We start from the raw sequence: 21,653 nt of genomic DNA, 5'->3' as shown, positions 1-21,653 counted from the left end.
AAAGAGAGCCACCTGTGAAACACCGCATGCATCACCTGGATGAGGCCGATGTGGCCGCCTCCCCAGTCACCGACCCGGATTTCGTGGCACTCGGTCTGGGCGGCACGAACATGATGGCGATGCTTTGGACGATCGCCATGGGACGGCGTGCGGTAGGCGTCGATATGAGAGGAGATCCCTTCCTCGGCGTTCACTGGAACCTCCGAGTAGATCTCTTCCACCAGCTGGGCCTCATCGATCGCATGATGATGGACCGGTACGGAGAAGCGGGCGTGCCTCACCACAAGGACGGGACCGTCTTCCGCCTCGCAGAACGCTTCTACAGCACGAACACGCTCGCCGGCGACGTCACGCCGGACGAGGTCATAGACAAGTACGACCGTGTCCTGCACCTGGTCGGCACCATCGAACACGTCGAGTTCATCGACGATCGGTGGCGGGACGGGCGACCGCACCGGGTGCTGACCGTGCTCGATCCGCCGCCCGTGCCCCGTGTTCCCGAACCCGAGACCATTCGGTCCGATCTCCGAGACGTGCTGGACGGCCCCTCTACGTTCCAGGCTGAAGCCGCCTCCATTCTTCGGCTGCTGCGCCGCTATATCGAAGCCATCGCCGAGATGGACCTCGCCACGGGGCTCACCCCGCCGCGCGTCAGGCTGTTCACCCACCACCGGGTGATGGACGCGGAGGGCGAGGGTTTCGTCCGGCAACCGGACGGCAGGTACCGGATTCGCATCATGGAGCTGCAGGAATTCGACTTCAAGGGTCGATTCGTTCGGATACCGATGCCGGGCAGCGAGCCCATCGACCTCGGTGTGCCCGAGTTGTTCGTCATCGCCGAAGGCTTCGACAGCACCGATGCGGGAAGACTCGGTTTCGAACAGCACGATGTGTCAGTCGATCATCAGGATGGGCGAGGGCCAGTCGTCGCGCAGGCGGATTTCATAGCCGGACTGCTGGAGATCCTCGTCGACGGGCGGTTGCGCCGGAGGATCTCCTCCCAGTTCGACGCCGACGGCCGTGAATACTGGGTCCGGCAGATCGCGGTCGGACACGAGAACGATCCCGAGGTCGGGTGGGTTCTGGTCCAGGTCCCGGACTTCAAGTCGTTCGACCCGATCGTCGAGGGCCTGGTACCGGCCGGCACCGATCCGCAGTCGGCCGAGTACTTCGGCGCTTACCAGCACCTGCTCTATGAGTTCTACATCCAGCAGGCGGCCGAGGTGCTGGGCATCGAGCAGTCGGCCCTCCGCCGCGTGCAAATGGCCTACGGTCCCAAGCTGTTCAGCCTGATCGAGAGGATGGGGGACGACGCCCTGATCGCGAGAAACGGCGTCGTGGCGGGCGACTCGTTCGGCAATGGTCACTTTCTGACCAGCGGAGGCGCCATGACGGGCATGATCGGGCACAGCGCACGGATCTTGCGCTACTGGCAGGCGCGCAACCTCGGCAAAACCCCCGAAGTCGCCATCCGGGAACTGGCGGAGAGCATACGCCAGGACACGAGCGCGTGGCTTGAGGTGAGCGCGTCGGAGTACTCGGACGCGGTTCCCATCAACTTCGGCGCCGAACGCATCGAAGCCATCGTCGCGGCAAGCGGATATCCCGCCGGCGTACACGACACACGCATTGAAGCGGCCCGGAGACATCGTCACACCCTTCTCCCGCTGGACGCCTCCGATTGGCGACGCCCCGTCTTCCGCAACGGAATTGTCATGACGGACCCGCTTCCCGAATTGTCAATGCACCCCTGACCGGTGCACGCACAGCTGAGTCTCAGCCCGTCCGCAGTCGAAAGGTAAGTGCGATGACGCTGTACGTCCACCGCGCCGGCGAAACGAACGTCCTACCCCCTGCAGCGTTTTTCGATGAGGTCTGCAGATCGCTTCAGGAATGCGAGGAAGCGGTGCTGGCCTGCGCTTCCGTGGTGTTCACGACGCCGTATCCCGCCGAGTCCTTGTTCGAGGTATGCCGCGACATGGACAGCGCCGAGATCCTCGCGGTGACGAGGAGACTGCTGAAAAGGCAGCTCGGGTCGAACCGTGAGCTCGCCATCGCGCAGCTCAACGCCTGTGTCATCGCGGTCAAGGCGAGTCATGAGTTCTGCGTGACCCACGCCGATGAAAGCGATGACGCGCGCCGCTGCGCCGGTGCCACCCAGGCCGTGATTCCCGTCCTGAACCGGGCCCTGGCCCACCTGCAACGGTAGGCCTCGCACGGAACGCAAGGCCGACCTGCTGGGCGCCGTCCTGCTGCTGCCGAGCGCCCGCCGCATGCAGAGGCCGGTCTGGATGCCGGCCCCGGGGAGGACCTCGTCCATGAGGAGGGGGACTCCCATCCCGCTCACGGATCAGATAGTGCGCCTGGCAGCCTGCATCGTCCAGCTCCATCGCCGGGCCCGGCGGCATCCCCGCCGCCCGCCTCATCGAGGCCTTGGAGCCGCTGGCCCAGGTCATCGCCTGCACCTGCGGCGCAGGGTCTTCGAGACCCCTGGGGGCGGGGAATGGACAGTGAACGGTCTGGGACATGAACAGTTGAAGAGCCGACACTGGGGTGGTCGTGCCACAGAGACACGGTGTGCCGGCGATGCTCTCGCCGTCCCACCGTCTCGAGAGTTCAGGGGGAGTCGTCCACAAGCTGCGGATGATGATCGCGGTGGCCGGGCTGGGTGTCGCCGCCGCATGGGGTGGATTGGTACTGACCACGCCGTCCGCGACGGGACGGTGGGAACGGTGGCGGCCGCATCTCACTGGGTGAACACTCAGGAACAGCAGTGGACCGAGACGCGGCAGAAGCTGATTCACTACAACTGGCTCGTCGTGACAGACCTCGTTTAGCGGTTCTGAGAGAGACGGGCCTCGGCGCACGGATGCGCCGAGGCCCCTTCCGTGCGAGCGCGGGTGGGCCGTGCCGAATTCGCTCCGTACCTGGCGAGAGGATGACCTTGGCGCACAGTGAAATGATCCGTACGGTGCCCGAGCTGCTGGCCCGGCATGCGGCCGCCCAGGGGGAGCGGATCGCCTTCTCGGACGCGTCCCGGGCGGTCGACTACGCGTCCCTGGACGTTCGGACGATGAGGCTGGCGGGTCAGCTGAGATCCTTGGGTGTCGCTGCGGGTGATCGGGTGGCGATCCTCCTCGGCAACAGGGTGGAGGCCCTCGAGAGTTCTCTCGCGATCACCCGGGCGGCGGCGGTGGGTGTGCCGCTGAACCCGAGATCCTCCGACGCCGAGCTGGCCTACGCCTTGCGGGACAGCGGAGCCCAGGTGATTTTCACCGACGTCTCCAGCCTGCCGCAGGTGCGCCGGGCGGCCTCGCCTTCCCTCGTCATCCTCGTGGGGGATGGCGGTGATGTTCCGGACGGCTGCCTGCGGTACGAGGACCTGGCCGGACGGGAAGCACCCTGCCGGGCGGCGGACGAACTGGCTCTCGACGATCCTGCGTGGTTGCACTACACCTCGGGGACCACGGGCCGGGCCAAGGGCGTGTTGTCGACGCAACGTGCCGGGCTGTGGTCCGCGGCCGCCTGTCATGCGCCGATCTTCGGGCTGTCCGCGCGGGATCGGCTGCTGTGGCCGTTGCCGTTGTTCCACTCTTTCTCGTATTCGCTGTGCCTGCTGGGTGTGGTGGCGACGGGTGCGAGCGCCCACGTGCTCAGCGAGGAAAGCCTGCTCGATGCCTTGTACGAACGCGAGCCGACCATGCTGGCGGGTGTGCCGACCGTCTATCACCGGCTCGTGGAGTCCGTCCGGCGGGACGGACGGCGGCCGTCCGGGCTGCGGTTGTGCGTCACGGCGGGAGCACCCCTCGCCCCACGGCTGTGCGCGGAGGCGGAGGAGGTGCTCGGCGCGCCGCTGCTCGACGCCTATGGCAGCACGGAGACGTGCGGCATGATCGCGGTGAACCGGCCGGAAGGGCCGCGGGTCGCCGGCTCGTGCGGGCCTCCGGTGCCGGGTGTGGAGATCCGGCTGGTGGATCCGGACAGCACCGAAGACGTTCCGTACGGCGACGAGGGCGAGGTCTGGGTTCGAGGTCCCGGGCTCATGCTCGGCTACCACGGCGACCAGGAGTCGCCTTTCGTGGACGGGTGGTATCGCACGGGCGACAGGGGGCGGCGGGTGGCGCACGGGCATCTCGCGCTCACCGGCCGGTTCAAGGAGTTGATCATCCGGGGTGGGGAGAACATCTATCCCGAGGAGGTCGAGCGAGTCCTGCTCGGCTGTCCAGGGGTCGCCGACGCGGTCGTGGCCGGAGTGCCGCACGAGGTGTTCGGCGAGGTGCCGGTCGCGTTCGTCGTCCCCGGCCCCGAGGGATTCGACACGGGGGCCCTGCTGGCCGCGTGCCGGGCGGAGTTGACCGAGGCCAAGGTGCCCGACGCGGTGCACGTGATCGACGCCGTGCCGCGTACCTCGACCGGCAAGCCGAAGCGCCACGAGATCACGGCCCTCGACCTCGGACCAGTGCCAGCCGCGGAGGGTCCCCTGGAACAGCTGGTGCTGGCCGAGCTCACGACGCTGCTCGGGCTGGATTCCGGGGAAGTCGACCCCAGGCGGCCGTTCACCGAGCTCGGCCTGACGTCCATGGCGGGGATCGTGCTGAAGGATCGGCTCAGCGCCAGGACCGGCGTCGAACTCCCCAGCACGCTGGTGTTCGACCACCCGACCCCCGCCTTGGTGGCCTGCCACCTGCGAGCCAGGCTCAGCGGCGAGGCGATGCCGCGCGGGCAGGTCGCGCTGGAGCGTGCCCCAGCCGATGACGATCCGATCGCCATCGTGTCGATGGCCTGCCGGTACCCGGGCGGCGTCGCCTCACCCGAGGACCTGTGGCGGCTGGTGCTCGACGAGCGGGACGCCACCTCCGGCTTTCCTGAAGACCGCGACTGGGACCTGACGGAGTTGTACGACCCCGATCCCGACATGCCGGGCAAGTCTCTGACGTTGCGCGGCGGGTTCTTGGACAATCCCGCTGATTTCGACCCCGCGTTTTTCGGGATGTCGCCCAAAGAGGCACTGGCCACGGACCCGCAGCAGCGGTTACTGCTGGAGACGTCGTGGGAGCTCTTCGAGCGGGCGGGCATCGACCCCGTGTCCGTACGAGGCAGCGACACCGGCGTGTTCGTGGGCGTGATGTACGACGACTACGGCATGCGGTTCGTCAACGATCCCCACGAGCTGGAGGCGCACCTCGCACTCGGGTCGGCCGGCAGCTTGGTCTCCGGCCGGATCTCGTACAAGCTCGGCCTGCGCGGCCCGTCGATGACGCTGGACACGGCCTGCTCGTCATCGCTCGTGGCGCTGCACCTGGCGGCCCGGGCGTTGCGGGCCGGAGAGTGCTCGCTGGCAGCGGCGGGAGGGGTGACCGTGATGGCGACACCCTCCACATTCACCGCGTTCAGCCGGCTGCGCGGGCTGGCCCCGGACGGCCGCTGCAAGTCGTTCGCCGCCGCCGCCGATGGCACGGGATGGTCGGAGGGGGCAGGGCTGCTGCTTCTGGAACGGTTGTCGGACGCCCGGCGCAACGGGCACCCGGTGCTGGCACTGCTACGGGGGACGGCCGTCAATTCCGACGGCCCCTCCAACGGGCTCGCCGCGCCCAGCGGCCCCGCGCAGCAGGAGGTCATCCATGAGGCGCTGTCGGCGGCCGGCCTGACGGTGCAGGACGTGGACGCCGTGGAGGCGCACGGGACAGGAACGATGCTGGGGGACCCGATCGAGGCGCAGGCGCTGATCGCGACCTACGGTTCGCGGCGGCCGGAGGCGCCGCCACTCCTGCTGGGTTCCGTGAAGTCGAACATCGGCCACACTCAGGCCGCCGCCGGAGCGGCGGGGGTCATCAAGATGGTCGAGGCCCTGCGCCACGGCCTGCTGCCCCGCACCTTGCACGTCGACGCGCCCACCGGGCATGTGGACTGGTCACGCAAGACCGTGGAACTGCTGACCGAGGCGCGGGCCTGGCCGGAGACGGGCAGGCCCCGCCGGGCCGGCGTGTCCGCTTTCGGGATCAGCGGCACGAACGCGCACGTCATCCTGGAACAGGCCCCAGAGCCGGAGCCCGTCCCGCAGACGTCCGGCACGCTGACGTCCGTCCCGCAGACGTCCGCTCCGCGCAAGCCGCCGTGGTTGCTGTCCGCCGCCGACGAGGCCGCGCTGCGTGCCAGGGCGCGAGATCTGGCAGCCCTCGGTGAGGTCGATGCCGTGGACGCGGCGTACTCGCTCGCCGTGTCCGGCTCCACGTTGCCGCTGCGGGCCGTCATCGCCGGGGGTGACCGGACGGCGCTGGACGCGCTGGGACGCGGTGAGCCGCACCCGGACGTCCTGGTGAACACCGCCGGGCCGGCGCCGCTCGCGCTGCTGTTCACCGGCCAGGGCGCCCAGCGGCCCGCCATGGGAGCACGGCTGAGGCAGGCGTTTCCCGTGTTCGCCGCGGCGTTCGACGAGGTGTGCCGGCACCTGGACCCGCACCTGCCGGCCTCGCTGGCGCACGTGATGGACCACGACGCCGCGTTGCTCGACCGTACGGACTTCACCCAGGCCGGCCTGTTCGCCTTCGAGGTGGCGATGTTCCGGCTGCTGGAATCATGGGGGATCCGCCCGGACCACCTCGTCGGGCACTCCATCGGGGAGCTGGCGGCGGCGCACGTCGCCGGTGTCTTCACCCTGCCGGACGCGGCACGGCTGGTCGGGGCACGGGGGCGGTTGATGAGCGCCCTGCCCGCTGGCGGTGCGATGGTGGCGGTGCAGGCCACGGAGACGGAGGTGGCCGCCGCGTTGACCGGCGCGGTCGGCATAGCCTCGGTCAACGGCCCGCGTTCCGTGGTCATCTCCGGTGCGGAAAGCGCCGTTTCCGCCGTGGCGGCCGGGTTCGCCAAGCGGGGACGGCGGACCACCCGGCTGCGGGTCGGTCATGCGTTCCACTCTCCGCTGATGGAGCCGATGCTCGGCGAGTACGGTGACGTGCTCAGGGACATCACGCTGAACTCCCCGGCGATCCCGATGATCTCGACGATGACCGGCCTGCCGGTGGCCGAGGAACTGCGCTCGCCGGAATACTGGGTGCGGCAGGTGCGCGACCCGGTCCGGTTCGCGGCCGCCGTACGGACGGCAGAGGAACGGGGCGCGCGGTCCTACCTGGAGGTGGGGCCCGACGCGGTGCTGACCTCCCTGGTGCGAGACGGCCTCGCCGCCGAAGACCCGGCGGTGGCGGCCACCGGCCGGGCCCGCGCCGACGACGTGGACGTGCTGTTCGAGGCCATGGCCGCGCTGCACGCCAGAGGCGTACCGGTGAACTGGCGGGCCGTCTTCGCGGGTACCGGCGCGCGGCTCATCGACCTGCCCACCTATCCCTTCCAGCGCCGGCGATACTGGGTGAGCCGCCACTCCACCGACCACCGCAGCGCGCTGCGGCATCCGATGCTCACCGGCGCCGAACCCGAACCCGGCACGAATCGGGTGCTGTGCCGGGGCCGCCTGTCCGCCGGGACGCACCCGTGGCTCGCCGGCCACGTGGTCGGGGGCCGCGCGCTGGTGCCGGCGACCGTCCTCGTCGAGCTGGCCGTCCGCGCCGGCGACGAGGTCGACTGCGACGTCCTGGAGGACCTGGCTATCGTCGCACCGCTCGAACTCCCGGCCGCCGGCGGCGTCCGCATCCAGGTCACGCTCGGCGAACCGGACGAGACGCGCAGGCGGACCGTCGACATCGACTCCCGTCCCGAGCACGCGGGAACACACGAGGCATGGACGCGGCATGCGACGGGGACGCTCGGTGCCACCGCTGCCGGGAAGCCGGACGAATCCGCCGCGTGGCCGCCCGCGCACGCCACGCCCGTGCACGTCGAGGGCTCATACGACGTCCTCGCCTCGGCCGGCCTCGCCTACGGTCCCGCGTTCCGCGGCGTACGGGCGGTGTGGCGGCGTGACGGCGATCTGTTCGCAGAGGTCCGGCTGCCCGACGCGGAGAGCGCCGCCGGGTACGTGATGCACCCCGCGTTGCTGGACGCCGCGCTGCACACGAGCCTCGTCGCCGCCCCCGAACTCGCCGACACCCGGTTGCCCTTCACCTTCTCCGGCGTACGGCTGATCGCCTCCGGCGCCACGGAACTGCGTGTCCACGTACGAGAGCTGGGAGACGGCAGGATCCGGCTGAACCTCGCCGACGGCACCGGCTCACCGGTCGCCCGCATCGAAACCGTGACGCTGCGACGGCCGGCCGGGCAGCACACCCCTCGGCGGCCCGCCGGAAACCTCTACAGCGTGCGGTGGGTCCAGCCGGATCAAAGTGGTGAGCCCGCCGGCTCACAGGACGATGTCATCGTGCACGTCCAGGGCTGGTCTCGCGGCTGCGACCCGGTGGCCGCGGTGCACGCCGCCACCACTGAGACCCTTGAGGTGCTGGCCTCCTGGAGCGCGGTCGGTCTCGCCGGAGGTCGGCGCCTGGTCGTGGTGACGCGGGACGCCACCTCGCCGGACCCCGACCTGGCCGCGGCGGCGGTGTGGGGGCTCGCACGCGTCGCCCAGGCGGAGTATCCAGGCCACATCGTGCTGGTCGATGTCGACGACACCCCCGAGTCCGCCGCCGCGCTGCCGGTGGCACGCGCGTCCGGCGAGCCGGTATTGGCCATCCGCGCCGGCACGATCCTGGTTCCACGTCTGACCGAAGCCGGCCAGGAGATGGCTGGCACTCCCGGCCAGGAGGCGGCGGGGACTCTCGACACGCGCGGCACCGTTCTGGTAACCGGCGGCACGGGCGCGCTCGGGTCCGTGCTCGCACGGCACCTGGCCACCCGCCACTCGGCGTCCCATCTCCTGCTCGCGAGCCGGAGTGGAGAGGCCGCCGACGGGGTGGAAGCGCTGCGGGCCGAGCTGGCGGACCTCGGTGTGTCCGTGCGTGTCGCCGCGTGCGACATCTCCGACCGCGCGGCCGTACGCGGCCTGGTGGCCGCTGCCGACCCGCCGCTGAGCGCGATCGTGCACGCCGCAGGCGTCCTGGACGACGGAGTGCTGGACGCGCTGACCCCGCAGCGGATGACGAAGGTGCTGCGCCCCAAGGTGGACGCGGCCTGGCACCTGCACGAGCTGGCGCGGGACCTCGGCCTGTCCTCGTTCGTGCTGTTCTCCTCCGCGGCCGGCCTGCTGGGCAACGCCGGGCAGGCCAACTACGCCGCGGCCAACGCCTTCCTCGACGCACTGGCCCAGCATCGCGCCGCGCGGGGGCTGCCCGCACTTTCGCTGGTCTGGGGACCGTGGCAGCACCCCTGCGGCATGGCGGGCGCCGTACGCAACGGTCCTCTGGCGCCGGTGACCGACGAGCAGGGCCTGAGCCTGTTCGACGCCGCTCTGGCCTCGTCGGAGTCCGTGCTCGCTCCGCTCCTGCTCGATCGGACGTGGAACGGGCCTGTACCGGCGTTGCTCCACAGCCTGCTGCGCCGGGCGCGCCCCACCGCCGGCACCACGTCGCAGGAGGAACAGCCGGGGACGTGGCGCCGGCGACTCGCCCCGCTGCCACCCGCCGAGCGGCGTACCGCACTGGTGGAGGCGGTACGAGCCGAGGTGGCCACCGTCCTGGGCCACACCGGCGCGGACGAGGTCCGGCTCGACCGGTCGTTCGCCGAGCTCGGTATCGACTCGCTCGCCGGCGTCATGCTACGTAACAGGCTGAGCACGCTCACCGGGCTGCGGCTGCCCGCGACCGTGGCGTTCGACCATCCCGGCCCGGAACAACTGGCCGGACACCTCCTTGACCTGCTCGACGATGCGCTGCCACAGCGGGAGAACAACGAGGTGCTGCCACAACCGGGACCCGGACCCGTGAAATCTCTGATCGCGCCTCTCTATCGCAGGATGTCGCAAGCCGGCCAGGAGGTGGAGGCGATGCGCATGCTGGTCACGGCGTCGATGGCCCTGCCCACGTTCCCGTCCGGGCTTCGCGGAGCGCACGCCCTGCCTCCTGAGCGGCTGGCGACCGGACCCGGCGAGACCGCCCTGGTCTGCTTTCCCGACTTCTACCCGCGTGTCGCAACGGGGATCTACGGCAGATTCGCCGACCTCTTCGCGGGCGAACGCGACGTGTACGAGATCCCCTACCCGGGCCTGTCCGGCGGAGGAGTCGTGCCCGAGGACTGGAACACCTTGATCGACCTGCACGCCGAGATCCTCCAGGGCCACTTCGGCGACCGCCCTGTCGTGCTCGCCGGCTATTCCGTCGGGGGATGCACGGCTCAGGCCGTGGCGACCAGGCTCACCGAGTTCGGGACACCTCCCGCCGGCATCGCCATGATCGATACTTACCACGTGACCGACGAGAACGAGGGCGATCAGTGGCTCCTCGGCATGCCCGCTTATCGGGCGTCACAGCTGGGGGAGCTCTTCGACGAGCTCTTCGACGACACGTCCCTGGTCGCGATGGGGGCCTACACACGCATCCTGCGCGGCTGGCAGCCTCGGCCGACCGGCGCGCCGACGCTGCTGCTGCGCGCCCAGGACCCGCTTCCCTACCTGCGCGAGCACCGGCCGGTCAGCTCGTCGTGGCCGCCGCCCATCGACATCGTGGACGTGCCCGGCCACCACTTCCACCTCATCACCGACAAGGCCGAGACCACCGTCTCCGCACTCCGCTCCTGGATCTCGGCACTCAACCAGTAGTACTTTGTTAGTTCGTCATGGTGGTCGTTGATGACAGATGGGGCATCGGCCTGTCCAGGTGGCTAACAGCACCTGGAGCCTCTGAAGGATCTTGTAAAAGGTCAGGCGGCCGCAGCCGCTTTTGGTCTGGTCAGACGCAGTTCGGTGAGGAACAGGTGGGCGGCCGAAGCCAGGGTGTCGGGTCGAGCCGGGGCGCGGTGGCTTCGCTTCTGAAGATCCGTTTCCCCGGCCCGCCCGCCGAACCCGCCGTGCGACTCTCACCGCAGCGGGCTCTCCACGAAGCCATGCCGCTGGATCAGGCGTATGCCGGGGTTGTCCAAGGTGTGGGGATCTGTCGGCCTCGGTAGCGATCCGCCTTCGACCTCGGGGTGCGCAGCGTCACCCCGGACGGCGCGGCGACCAGCGGGCTGGGCTGGCCGATGGAGCCGCAAGGGCTCCACCAGACTCTCCTTGGCCTGGCCCGGCGCTACCCCGCGCTCCCGCCGATCTTCATCACCGAGAACGGCTACGGCGACGACGGGACTCTCGACGACACCGGTCGCGTCGACTTCCTGCGCGACCACCTGGCCGCCATCCGCGCCGCGATGACCGACGGTGTGGACGTGCGCGGCTACTTCTGCTGGTCGCTGCTGGACAACCTCGAGTGGGCCCGCGGGTACGCCGTCCGTTTCGGACTCGTCCACGTCGACTACGAAACCCAGGCCCGCACCGAGAAGGCGAGCTTTCACTCGCTGCGCGAGTTCATCGGGAAACAGGGATGAAGATCCTGGCGTTCGACCTCGGCACCTCATCGGTACGAGCACCGGTCCATGAGACTGTCGCGCCACTTCGCAGCTGCACAAGATCGAAAAAGTCACCGGTGTCCCGCCCGGACAGCCCGCGCGCCTGCGAAGACGGCCACCCCGGCGGGGCGGACCGGCACCCCAAGACCGATGAGCCGCGCTGCCCGATGTGCCCGATCCGGGCGCGGCCCGCCTCGTGACTCTCTGACGGGTTCCCGAGTGCCCGGATGACTGGGCCGGGCACCAAATATGCATTTTCTGCTCACTTTCTGCCCGAGGCGTCGATGTGGTCGGGATCACACAATTAGGCGTGAACCCGCGGGGGTCGCCTTGCATCAAATACCGCATAATAGAAATGCTTCACTCAATCTCCAAGGTAAAAGCCATAGAGAAATACCGCTGTACTTTCCGCGGCCGGCAGTGAGGATCTTGTGGTGAATTGACAACCGCGGACAGCGTCCACCATAGAAATGATCAATTCACAGTCCAATCGGTATCCGCCTTCTAAGCGCTTGGCGGGGGCGCGGGTAGCCCGTAGACCCGTGCGCTCCCCAAAATAGGCAAAGGCAACAAACAGGCATGAGGTTCTGTCTTGAGGGCGGGGGAAGGAGGTATCCCTTCGATGTAGCAAGCAAGCGGGATCCGGAGGTCGCAGATGCCGTCGGCCAGGACCGCGCGACGACGGTGGTGTGGCGCCAGTGATCAGCCTCACACCGCTTCGTGACCCGACTGGAGTCGCATCGCATGTTTGCGAAATTATGATGGGCCGACATTTCGGATGGAAGTCGTGGTAACGGTATGCGTTTGGTGAACGACCAGGGTTTCGACCTGCTGGGACAGCGTCTGCTGGCCGCAGGGAATGGGGCTTTCGTCGGGCGTCAGGAGGAGCTCGCCGCCTTCAGTGCGGCGCTGCGGTGCGGTGGCAGGGTGCTGTTCGTGCATGGCCCTGGCGGTGTCGGAAAGTCGGCGCTGCTGCGCCGGCTTGCGCAGGAAGCCCTGACAGCCGAGCGAAGCGTCACGCTGCTGGACGGGCGCACGCTGGGCCCGTCCCCGGCCGCGTTCGAGTCCGCCGCCGAGACGGTGTTCGCCGATGAGCGTGCCGTGCTGCTCATCGACAGCTTCGAAGACATTCAGAGCTTGGAAGGCTGGCTGCGCGAGCGTTTCCTGCCCCGCATCCCGGTCGGCGCGCTGGTCGTCCTGGCCGGGCGCGTCCCGCCGGACCTGACGTGGCAGGCCGACCCTACCTGGGCGGGCACGCTGATGGTGATGCCGCTGCGCGACCTTTCGCCCGCGGAAGCCGCGGCGCTGCTGGAGGCCCGTGGCGTGGCTGACGGCAGCCTGCGCGAGTCGCTGCTGGCCTTCGCCGGCGGTCATCCGCTGGCCCTGTCGCTGGGCGCCGCGGTGGCGATCAAGGATGAGAGAGCGAGCTCGCGCTGGACGCCCGCCCAGGATGTGGTGGCCACCCTGCTCGACCAGCTCGTCGGGGATGTGCCGAGTCCCGCGCATCGGCACGCGCTGGAGGTCTGCGCGCAGACGTACATCACCACCGAGGACCTGTTGCGCGCGGTGCTGCCCGACGACGACGCCGCCGCTTTGTTCTCATGGCTGCGGCGGCTGCCGTTCATGGAGTCGGGGACGCCGGGGCTGCACCCGCACGATGTGGTACGCGAGATCCTTCGGGCGGACCTGAGCTGGCGAGACCCGCAGCGCTACGCCGACCTGCGGCAGCGCATCGGCGGTCACCTCATGGCCCAGGTCCGAACTGTGGCCGACGCCGACGTGCTCCGGGTCGTCGGCTCCATGTTCTACCTGCGCCGCCATCGCAGGTCCCTGCCGGGGCGGGACTTCTGGCACCAGGAGGACGACGTGTACGAGGAGGTGTTTCAGATCGGGGCAACCGAGAACACGGTAGCTCTGGTGGCCGAGGCCGACAGCGAGGAGTCGGCAGCCGCCGTCGCCTTCTGGGCCGCCCGGCAGCCAGAGGCGTTCCACCTCTACCGGCATGCCGCGACCGGCGAGCTGGCCGGCGTCTGCGTCTGGCTCCGCCTGGACCGGCCCAGCGACGTGGAGGCCGCAGCCGACCCGGTCGTCGCCGCCGCCTGGGCCCACGCCCGCGCCGTTGCCCCGCTGAGGCCGGGCGAGCACTTGAGCGTCGGCCGAATCTGGGTACGCGACGCCAACCAGGGACTGTCCTCGGTGATGGAATGGCGCGGAGTCGGCCACTCCCTGCGCTCCGAACGCATGGCCTGGTCGTTCATGGCCGTGCCCGCCGACGACGTCAGGGTCGGCTACTACCGGCGCGACAGTCCGTACGAGCTCGACGAGCACTGCAGGATGGGAGACAGCGAATACACCCTGTTCGCCCACGACTGGCGGGCCCTGCCCGCACAGGTCTGGCTGGAGCGGCTGATGTCGGCCGACACACCCACCGACGCCACCTCCGTGCGGGAGCCCGAACTCGCGGTCCTGTCGCAGGCGGAGTTCACCGAAGCCGTCCGCAAGGCCCTGCGGCACCTGTCACGTACGTCCGAGCTGGCCGCCAACCCCCTCGTCCGCAGCAGGCTGGTCGCCGGGCATTCCGACCCCGTCCAGGCCCTGCGTCGGCGCCTGGAAGAGGCCATCCACACGCTGGGCCAGGACGCCCGTGCGAGCAAGCTCCACCGCGCCCTCGATACCACCTACCTGCGCGGCGCCCCCACCCAGGAAGCCGCCGCCGAACGACTCGGCCTGCCCTTCACCACCTACCGCCGCCATCTGACCTCCGGCGTCGAACGCATCTGCGAGGAACTCTGGCAACGCGAACTGTACGGGACCAACGACAATTGACATCACAACGGCTCGCACTGTTCGGGCCCGAGGAAGCCGCGTCAGGCGACCCGTACTTGACCGCGTGGTCGAGGGGCCTCACATCGCACAGGGCAGGGTCACGTTGAGGACGGTTCGGTCCGCCGGTAGGACTGGCCAGCAGAAAAGGACCCATCGTGTGCAGCGACCCGTCGGCTGATGCAGACGACGCCGGAGCCGCTCTCGTTCGCTCCGTCCCACCCGTCGTCCACGACCCGCAGGTGTAGCCGGCCGTCGAGGCGGCGTACGCTGACGACCGCGTGCCGAACCTGGCTGTTGGCGATGTTGGTGAGTGCCTCGGCCACCACGAAGTAGACGGAGGCGGCGCATCCCGCACCTGCGTAACACCGGCCCGGCCGGCGGCTCGGTCATCAACGCCGTGTCATTCCTTGCGAGACTGGTGCGGCGACCGCCCAGATGGCGTACGCGGCCGCCAAGGCTGGAGTGGTGCAGCTGAGCAGGGATCTTGGCGTGCATCTGGCGCGAAGCGGAGTGCGGGTGAACGCTGTGCTGTTCGGACCGATCGCTACGCAAGACCAGCGGGGCGATCCCGAGGGGCCACAAAACCCTCATTATCCACACAGCATGACAAGAAAATCACCTAACCACGCAAGGCAACCTTATCGTCTTCGACGCACGCGCAAGGATTCAACACCGGCTGGCCGAGAAAATGGCGGTTTCCACCCAGCACCCCGTGGCGGCTGGAGCGAGGTCAGGTGGCCTGCCGCAGTGGGCGGAAGAACTCGGTGAGGTCGGCGGCGAGCACCGCCGCTTCCTCGTGCGCGGCGAAGCGGCCGCCGCGTGGCATGGCGGTGTATCGGGTGACGTTGAAGGTCCGCTCGGCCCAGCTCCGCGGCGGGTGGCTAAGGTCCCGGGGAACACGGCCACCGCCGTCGGCACATCCACGACGGTGAACGCGTCCGCTGCCTGCCCGCTGTGCCGGGACGGCATGGATAGGCGACGGGCCAGCGGGGCCAGTTCCAGGAACGAGCTGGGCCAGCCGTGCGTCAGCACGAGAGGCAGCGCCCCCGGCTCCTCGGCGTCGAACCGCAGTAGAAGACGCCAGCCCCGTCCACCGAAGCGACATGGCCGGGAAGCGCGTTGATCTCGGCCTCGCGGTACCGCCAGTCGTAACCGTCCGCCCAGTACCGGACCAGCCGCCGCAGCTCCCCCTCGCTCGTCCCTGCCAGCCAGTCGCCGCCAGCCTCCTGCCGCGGCCATGGCTGCGGCCAGCGCGTGCCGCTCAACCTCGACCGCAGCTCCTCCAGATCAGCATCGGATACGTGCAGCACATGACGCTCGCTGGTCATCGGTGTTCCTTTCCCGGCCATCACCGGTCATCCTCTTGCGGGTCCTCCACAGCCTCACCTGCCGGGGTATGAAGGGATGATCACCTTATTTGCGTGATCCTGTCGCGCCCCGTCCCTCGCGCAAGCGGTGCCCCGGGGCGACCGGTGCCAGTGAGGGGTCGTACTCGAGAACGGCACACGCCGGGGACGATCCCGGCGAACTTGCGAACAGGTGCACTTAGCTGCTGAACGCCGCGGCGTAGTCGCGGGCGAACTGGCCGATGCTCCTGGAGGGTTTGCCGGTGATATCGGCGACTGTCGCGGTCACCTCCGCCGCCTCACCACGCCCGTAGTGCGCGTAATCCTCCAGGAGACCGTCGATCTGCCAGGGGGGCATCATCCCGCTCAGGCTGTCAGCGAAGACATCCGGCGGTACCTCGGCGAAGGTTACGTCGCGCCCGAGGGCGGAGGCCAGTGCCGCGGCGATGTCGTGGTGGGTAATGGCCGCGGGGCCGGTCAGCGTGTACGTCGCTCCCTCGTGCCCGGCCTCGGTCAGCGCGGCCGCGGCCACCGCGCCGATGTCGCGCACGTCGATCGCGCTCACCTTCGCGTCGCCGATCGGCGCGTAGAACCGGCCCTGTGCGGAAACCAGCCCGGCGAACGCCAGCAGCCCCTGGAAGAACAGGTTGGGCCGCAGGAACGTGTACCCGATGCCCAGGCTGCGGACATGCTCTTCGACCATGGCGTGGTATCGCAGGAACCGCACCGGCGAGTCCTTGTCCGCGGCCAGCTGGGACAGCACGACCACGTGCTCGACGCCGGCTTCGGCCGCTAGGTCCGCGAAACGCCGCTGCTGCGCCTCGGCCCGCTCCGCGGACGGCGTCACCAGGTAGGCGCGTCCGGCGCCGCGCAGAGCCGCCGCCACGGATACGGCGTCGTCGAAGTCGGCCACGACCGCCTGGACGCCGACCGGGAGACGCTCCCGGTCCGCCTCCCGGCGCACCATCGCCCGCACTGGCTTTCCGCGCCCGGCCAGGGCCTCCAGCACGGCCCGGCCGGTGCTGCCGGTAGCCCCGGTCACCAGGACCGGACGGTCTTCCTGATCCATCCTCATCACCCTTGCCCAGATACGCTTCGTCGTCCTGGTACGCAGCTTTGCCGAAGGCAGGGTGACCGGCCGTCATGCGGTCAGGGTGATTCCCAGCAACGGGAGCCGCGGCCGTATGCGGACTCGTGTCTCAGTCCCGCTGGCGCCTGACGGCGTTCCGGGAGGGCGCGAGCAGGCCCGCAGCACGCGGACCTCGCTGCCGCTGAGCGACTCGCGCGGTGCCCGCAGCACGGCCGGCGGCTCATTCGGAAGGCAACGTCACCGGGACCGCCGTCACCAGGGCATCGCTGCAAGCCGACCTCCTGGCCGCCCAAGAACGCGCCATCCGGCTGAACACCCGCGTCCAGCAGCTCGAGAAACGCCTCTCCCAAGTCCTCGGCGAGCAAGCCTGGCGGGAATCAGACCTCGGCCACGCGCCGCCCGAACCGCCAACCGCGAGCCTGTACGACCAGCTCGTAGCCCGCGCCAACCGCGCCGCCATCCCCGCCAAGGGCACCACCCAGACGGTTACCGGCCAGGACATCCAGGCCGCGACCCAGCATTTCCTTGGCATCAGCTCCGTCACCTGGCCTCCCCTCGCCGCCGCGATCAAGCAAGCACTCGGCGGTGATGCCACCGCCTTCACCCACGACGCGGACAAGACCATCCTCGACCATGTCCAGCTGCAGGCAACTGCCTGCCTCGACCAGTCCCCTGCCGCCACCACCTACACCGGACTCGCACGGCTCGAGCGGTTGGCTCACAAGATCTCTCCCCACCTTGGCGGCCAGGTAGAGTCCTGGACCAACCTGACCGGCTGCCTCGGCTGGCCTGCTCCCGCCCATAGCCCGGCACCCGCCACCCCCGTCAAGCACGCACCTCCGGCCCTGATCCTGGAGTCCACCCCTCAGGTCATGTCGGCCTACCCCTGGGCCTTCGGCTTCGCCGCCCAGCTGCCCGGCAGCCGGGTGCTTTCCGCCAACGGCGACGACTACACGACCTACCTCCTTAGCTCCTGCGTCGCCAAGTACACCGACAACTACCTCGTCAACCGCGCCCTGCCCGCCGCCGGCACCCTGTGCAACTGACCCACGGACCAGGGAACCGCCGTGAATCACCCCGATAGGGCGATGACCGCTCATCCGGCGGCCGGCCAGATTGGCACGCATGACAGGGAGCGCCGGCACAGGGACACCCCCGGCTGCTCATCGTTATCTTGAGGAGATCGCATGAAGACATGGTTCATTACCGGGGCCTCGCGCGGTTTCGGCCGCATCTGGGCGGCTGCGGCGCTGGAACGTGGTGACCGGGTCGCCGCGACGGCACGCGACATCAACACGCTGCGGGAACTGTCCGACAAGTACGGTGACCAGTTCCTGCCGATCTCCCTCGACGTGACCGACCGGGCTGGAGTGTTCGCCGCGGTGAACCGCGCCGCGCGCGAGTTCGACAGCTTGGACGTGGTGGTCAACAACGCCGGCTACGGCCTGTTCGGCATGATCGAGGAGACCACTGAAGAGCAGGCCCGCGCCCAGATCGACACCAACCTGCTCGGCCCGCTGTGGGTGACCCAGGCGGCCCTGCCGGTCATGCGGGCACAGGGCAGCGGGCACCTCCTGCAGGTTTCCAGCATCGGCGGCATCGCCGCCTTCCCGACGCTTGGCCTGTACAACGCCTCGAAGTGGGGCCTTGAGGCCATGAGCGAGGCGCTGTCACAGGAAGTCGGCCCGCTCGGCATCAAGGTGACGCTCGTCGAGCCCGGGCCGTACGGCACGGACTGGGCCGGCGACTCGGCGGTACACACCGCGCCGATCGCCGCCTACGAGCCGGTACGGGAGGCCCGGCGGGCTGGCGCCGGTGCCCGCGCACCGCGCGACCCGTCGGTCACCGCGCCGGTAATCCTCACCTTGGTCGACCTCCCCGAGCCGCCGCTGCGCCTGTTTCTCGGCAGCTTCCCCTACCCCATCGCGGAGAAGGCGTACCGCGAGCGGCTCGCCACCTGGCAGCAGTGGCGCGCACTGGCCGAGCAGGCATGAGTTGCTGCCGCACGGGTGCGCGTGCCTACAGGACTGGCCGGAACGAATTCACATCGACCGGGTGACACCAAGCCCATCTGATCAGGGTGATTGCGCGTAGCGGCTGGCACCCTGGCCGGCGACAGTTCCTCGCGCGACTGCGGTCCAGGCGCGGGAAATGCAATGATCAGACTGTGGGACTGAACGGACCGGAGCTCACGGCCAAGGTAGGCGGCGAGGCTGGCCCGGGCGGGGTAGTGGCCCGGCCTGCGCTGTTTGGCCGGCTTGACGAGTCGGCGCGGGTGACGATGCTGTCGGCGCCTGCGGGCAGCGGGAAGACGGTGCTGCTGCGGTCATGGATCAGCCAGCGGAGGCTGGCGGGGCGGGCAGCGTACGTTGCGGCGGGGCGGGAGGAACGCGACCCGCAGCGGTTCTGGCTGTCAGTGGTTACCGCATTGCGTGCGACCGCACCGGGAGCGGGGCTCGTGGGCGCAGTGACGGGGGCACCGGGCCTGGACGGGCAGACAATAGCGGAACAGCTGCTCGGGGACCTCGCAGGACTGGAAGACGAGCTGTGGCTCGTGGTCGATGACGTGCACGAGCTCGGCGAGGAGTCGCTCCGGCAGCTTGAACTGCTGGTGATGCGCGCGCCACAGGGGCTGCGGTTCGTGTTAGCCGCGCGACACGACGTACGGCTGGGCTTGCATCGGCTCCGGCTGGATGGCGAGCTGACCGAGATCCGGGATGGCGACCTGCGGTTCTCGCTGGCCGAAGCCGGCGAGTTGCTGGCGACGGCGGGAACGAAGCTGCCGCCGTCGGCGCTGGCGGGCTTGCACCAGCGAACGGAGGGCTGGGCGGCAGGTCTGAGGCTGGCCGCCTTGTCGCTGGCCGGGCACCCGGATCCGGAGCGGTTCGCGGCCGAGTTCTCCGGAACTGAGCGCACGGTGGCCGAGTACCTGCTGGCTGAGGTGCTGGACCGGCAGCCCGCGCAGGTGCGGATGCTGCTGCTGCGCACCAGCATCCTGGAGCGGGTCAACGGCGAGCTGGCCAGCCTGCTGACCGGAGCCGAGGGCGCCGAACGGATCCTGCAGGATCTGGAGGCGGCAGGCGCGTTCGTGGTCTCGCTGGACGCGACACGCTCCTGGTTCCGTTACCACCAGATGTTCGCCGGCCTGCTGCGGCTGGAACTGCGCCGCACCGAACCGGGAGCGGTGGCCGGGCTGCACCGGGCAGCGGCAGAGTGGCTGGCCGGGCACGGCTACCTGGTTGAGGCGGTGCGGCAGGCCCAGGACGCCGAGGGCTGGGACCTCGCCGCCCAACTGCTCACCGACCACTGGCCCGCCCTGCACCTGGACGGCCAGGCCAGCGCCGTGCACGAGCTGCTAGCCGGCTTCCCGTCCGGGCTGGCCGCGGCGGATGCCGGACTGGCCGCGGTAGCCGCGGCGGACGAGCTGGCCCGAGGGTCGCTGGAAGCCGCGGAAGGGTACCTGGGCCAGGCGCAGCGGGGATCGCAGAGCGTGCCAGAAGCCCGGCGGGGGCAGGTGCGGCTGCTGCTTGGCCTTGTCGGGCTGCTGCTTGCCCGCCAGCGTGCGGACCTGCCAGCCGTAACTGAGCAGGCCGCCAGGCTGGAAGCCATGGTCCAGGCCAGCGGCGCGGGCATCGCGGTGACTGGCCTGGGGGAGGACCTGCGGGCGCTGGCGCTGATCAGCCTCGGCATCGCCGAGTTCTGGGCAGACGCGCCCGATGATGCGAGACCGAACCTGGAACGCGGCATCGCGCTAGCCCGCCAGATTCGGCGGCCCTACCTGGAGTTCACCGGCCTGGCCTACCTGGCGGCGACGAACCTCCTGCGGTCGACAGCCCGCGCGGTGGAACTCGGCACGCAGGCGGTCGAGTTGGCCGAGCGGCATGGGTGGGCCAGTGAGCCGGCCGCCCGCGTCGCCTCCGTGACGATTGGTGCGGTGCTGGCCTACCAGGTGAGGCCCGCGGAAGCCGAGCCCTGGGTGCAGCGCGCCGAGCGCTTCCTCAGCACAGAAACCGAGCCTGCGGTCGTCTTGGCCATCCGTTACGTCCGCGGGGTCCTTGAACTGGCACGCGGCAGAACCACGCAGGCGCTCGCCGCCTTCGAGGCCGGCGTGCCGCTGTCCAGGCACCTCGCCTCCCGGCACTACCTGCTGCCCCCGACACGGGAACTGCTGGTGCACAGCCTGTTGCGCCTCGGCGAGACGGACCGCGCCGCGCGGTTCCTGACCGGGCTCAACGACAGCGACGAGGACCGCAGCCACGGGACAACCCGCAACTCCACCGCCGCGCTGCGCCTCGCCCAGGGTGACCCGCAGGCCGCCACCGCAGCACTCGCCCCGGTCCTTGACGGCACCGCGCCGCTAGCCTGGCCGGCCAGGAAAGCGCAGGCGTTCCTGCTTGAAGCGATCGCCCGGGAAGCGCTCGGCGACCAGGCCGCCGCGGAAACCGCCCTGGAGCGCGCCCTGGACCTGGCCGAGCCCGACGGCGTGCTCCTCCCGTTCCTGCTCTACCCGGCTCCGGGTCTGTTCGAGCGCCACGTCCGGCATCGCACCGCGCACGCTTCTCTCATCGCCGAGATCCAGACCCTGCTGCTGGCCGGCACGCGGCCCGCTCGCTCGCCGACCAGACCTGAGCCGCTGCGGGAACCGCTCAGCGGCAGCGAGGTCCGCGTACTGCGCTACCTGCCCACCAACCTGACCACCCCGGAAATCGCCCGCGAACTCTCAGTCTCGACCAACACGGTCAAGACGCACATCCGTAACTTGTACGCCAAGCTCGGCACGCACCGCCGGGCGGAGGCCGTTGAGACGGCCCGCGCCCTGGGCCTGCTCGCACCCTCCAGAACGGCGGCACCAGCCTGAGCCCGCTGGCTGAAGACCGCTTTTGGGTCTGTCAAGGTTAACTGAGACAGAGCCCTTGTTTGAATGAGATTCGGCCGCGGTTCCGTCTCACCCGAGATTGCCTCTGGCTTGGTCA

12 protein-coding genes are annotated in these 21,653 nt (G+C 69.6%); 9 read left to right on the top strand and 3 right to left on the bottom strand.

Annotated features, from left to right (window positions below):
- Positions 1–14 precede the first annotated feature (14 nt).
- From ABD830_RS15535 to ABD830_RS54225, 6 genes are all read left to right on the top strand, one after another.
- Entirely contained in the window at positions 15–1,754 is a 1,740-nt protein-coding gene (locus ABD830_RS15535) for a hypothetical protein (protein ID WP_344987540.1), read from the top strand.
- A gap of 53 nt (positions 1,755–1,807) precedes the next feature.
- Positions 1,808–2,209, top strand: a complete 402-nt coding sequence (locus ABD830_RS15530) for a hypothetical protein (RefSeq protein WP_344987538.1) — start codon at positions 1,808–1,810, stop codon at positions 2,207–2,209.
- Between the two features lie 735 nt (positions 2,210–2,944).
- Complete coding sequence (locus ABD830_RS15525; protein WP_344987536.1) at positions 2,945–10,636, top strand: SDR family NAD(P)-dependent oxidoreductase; 7,692 nt, start codon at positions 2,945–2,947, stop codon at positions 10,634–10,636.
- A 368-nt stretch (positions 10,637–11,004) separates the two neighbouring features.
- On the top strand, positions 11,005–11,397 hold the full coding sequence (locus ABD830_RS15520) for a family 1 glycosylhydrolase (protein WP_344987535.1): 393 nt from the start codon (positions 11,005–11,007) through the stop codon (positions 11,395–11,397).
- Positions 11,398–12,216: 819 nt separating this feature from the next.
- Complete coding sequence (locus ABD830_RS15515) at positions 12,217–14,244, top strand: ATP-binding protein (RefSeq protein ID WP_344987533.1); 2,028 nt, start codon at positions 12,217–12,219, stop codon at positions 14,242–14,244.
- Positions 14,245–14,679: 435 nt separating this feature from the next.
- A complete protein-coding gene (locus ABD830_RS54225) occupies positions 14,680–15,012 on the top strand; it encodes an SDR family oxidoreductase (protein WP_378520735.1) in 333 nt (110 codons plus the stop codon).
- Here the strand turns inward: ABD830_RS54225 and ABD830_RS54220 are convergent.
- The 3 genes from ABD830_RS54220 to ABD830_RS15505 form a co-directional block, all read right to left on the bottom strand.
- Positions 14,911–15,276: a hypothetical protein gene (locus ABD830_RS54220; RefSeq protein ID WP_378520736.1), complete on the bottom strand. Its 366-nt coding sequence runs from the start codon at positions 15,274–15,276 to the stop codon at positions 14,911–14,913. The two genes, ABD830_RS54225 and ABD830_RS54220, sit on opposite strands and share 102 nt — an antisense overlap.
- Positions 15,270–15,572, bottom strand: coding sequence for an epoxide hydrolase N-terminal domain-containing protein (locus ABD830_RS15510; RefSeq protein ID WP_344987531.1), 303 nt, complete (start codon positions 15,570–15,572; stop codon positions 15,270–15,272). The genes ABD830_RS54220 and ABD830_RS15510 overlap by 7 nt, the downstream gene beginning before the upstream one ends.
- 217 nt (positions 15,573–15,789) lie before the next feature.
- Positions 15,790–16,659, bottom strand: coding sequence for an SDR family oxidoreductase (locus ABD830_RS15505; protein WP_344987530.1), 870 nt, complete (start codon positions 16,657–16,659; stop codon positions 15,790–15,792).
- A 218-nt stretch (positions 16,660–16,877) separates the two neighbouring features.
- Here ABD830_RS15505 and ABD830_RS15500 point away from each other — a divergent pair, with 218 nt between their 5' ends.
- The 3 genes from ABD830_RS15500 to ABD830_RS15490 all read left to right on the top strand — a co-directional run bounded on the left by ABD830_RS15500 (position 16,878) and on the right by ABD830_RS15490 (position 21,538).
- A complete protein-coding gene (locus ABD830_RS15500; RefSeq protein WP_344987529.1) occupies positions 16,878–17,726 on the top strand; it encodes an alpha/beta hydrolase in 849 nt (282 codons plus the stop codon).
- A 141-nt stretch (positions 17,727–17,867) separates the two neighbouring features.
- Entirely contained in the window at positions 17,868–18,674 is an 807-nt protein-coding gene (locus ABD830_RS15495; RefSeq protein ID WP_344987527.1) for an SDR family oxidoreductase, read from the top strand.
- Positions 18,675–18,847: 173 nt separating this feature from the next.
- Positions 18,848–21,538 carry a winged helix-turn-helix domain-containing protein gene (locus tag ABD830_RS15490; RefSeq protein WP_344987525.1) on the top strand — a complete coding sequence of 897 codons (2,691 nt, stop codon included), beginning with the start codon at positions 18,848–18,850 and terminating at the stop codon, positions 21,536–21,538.
- The last annotated feature ends 115 nt before the right edge of the window (positions 21,539–21,653 follow it).

Origin of the sequence: Nonomuraea helvata, assembly GCF_039535785.1 — a bacterium.
Classification (GTDB): Bacteria; Actinomycetota; Actinomycetes; order Streptosporangiales; family Streptosporangiaceae; genus Nonomuraea; species Nonomuraea helvata.
Note: the sequence above shows the minus strand (reverse complement) of the source record. Positions and strands in the feature narration are given on the sequence as shown.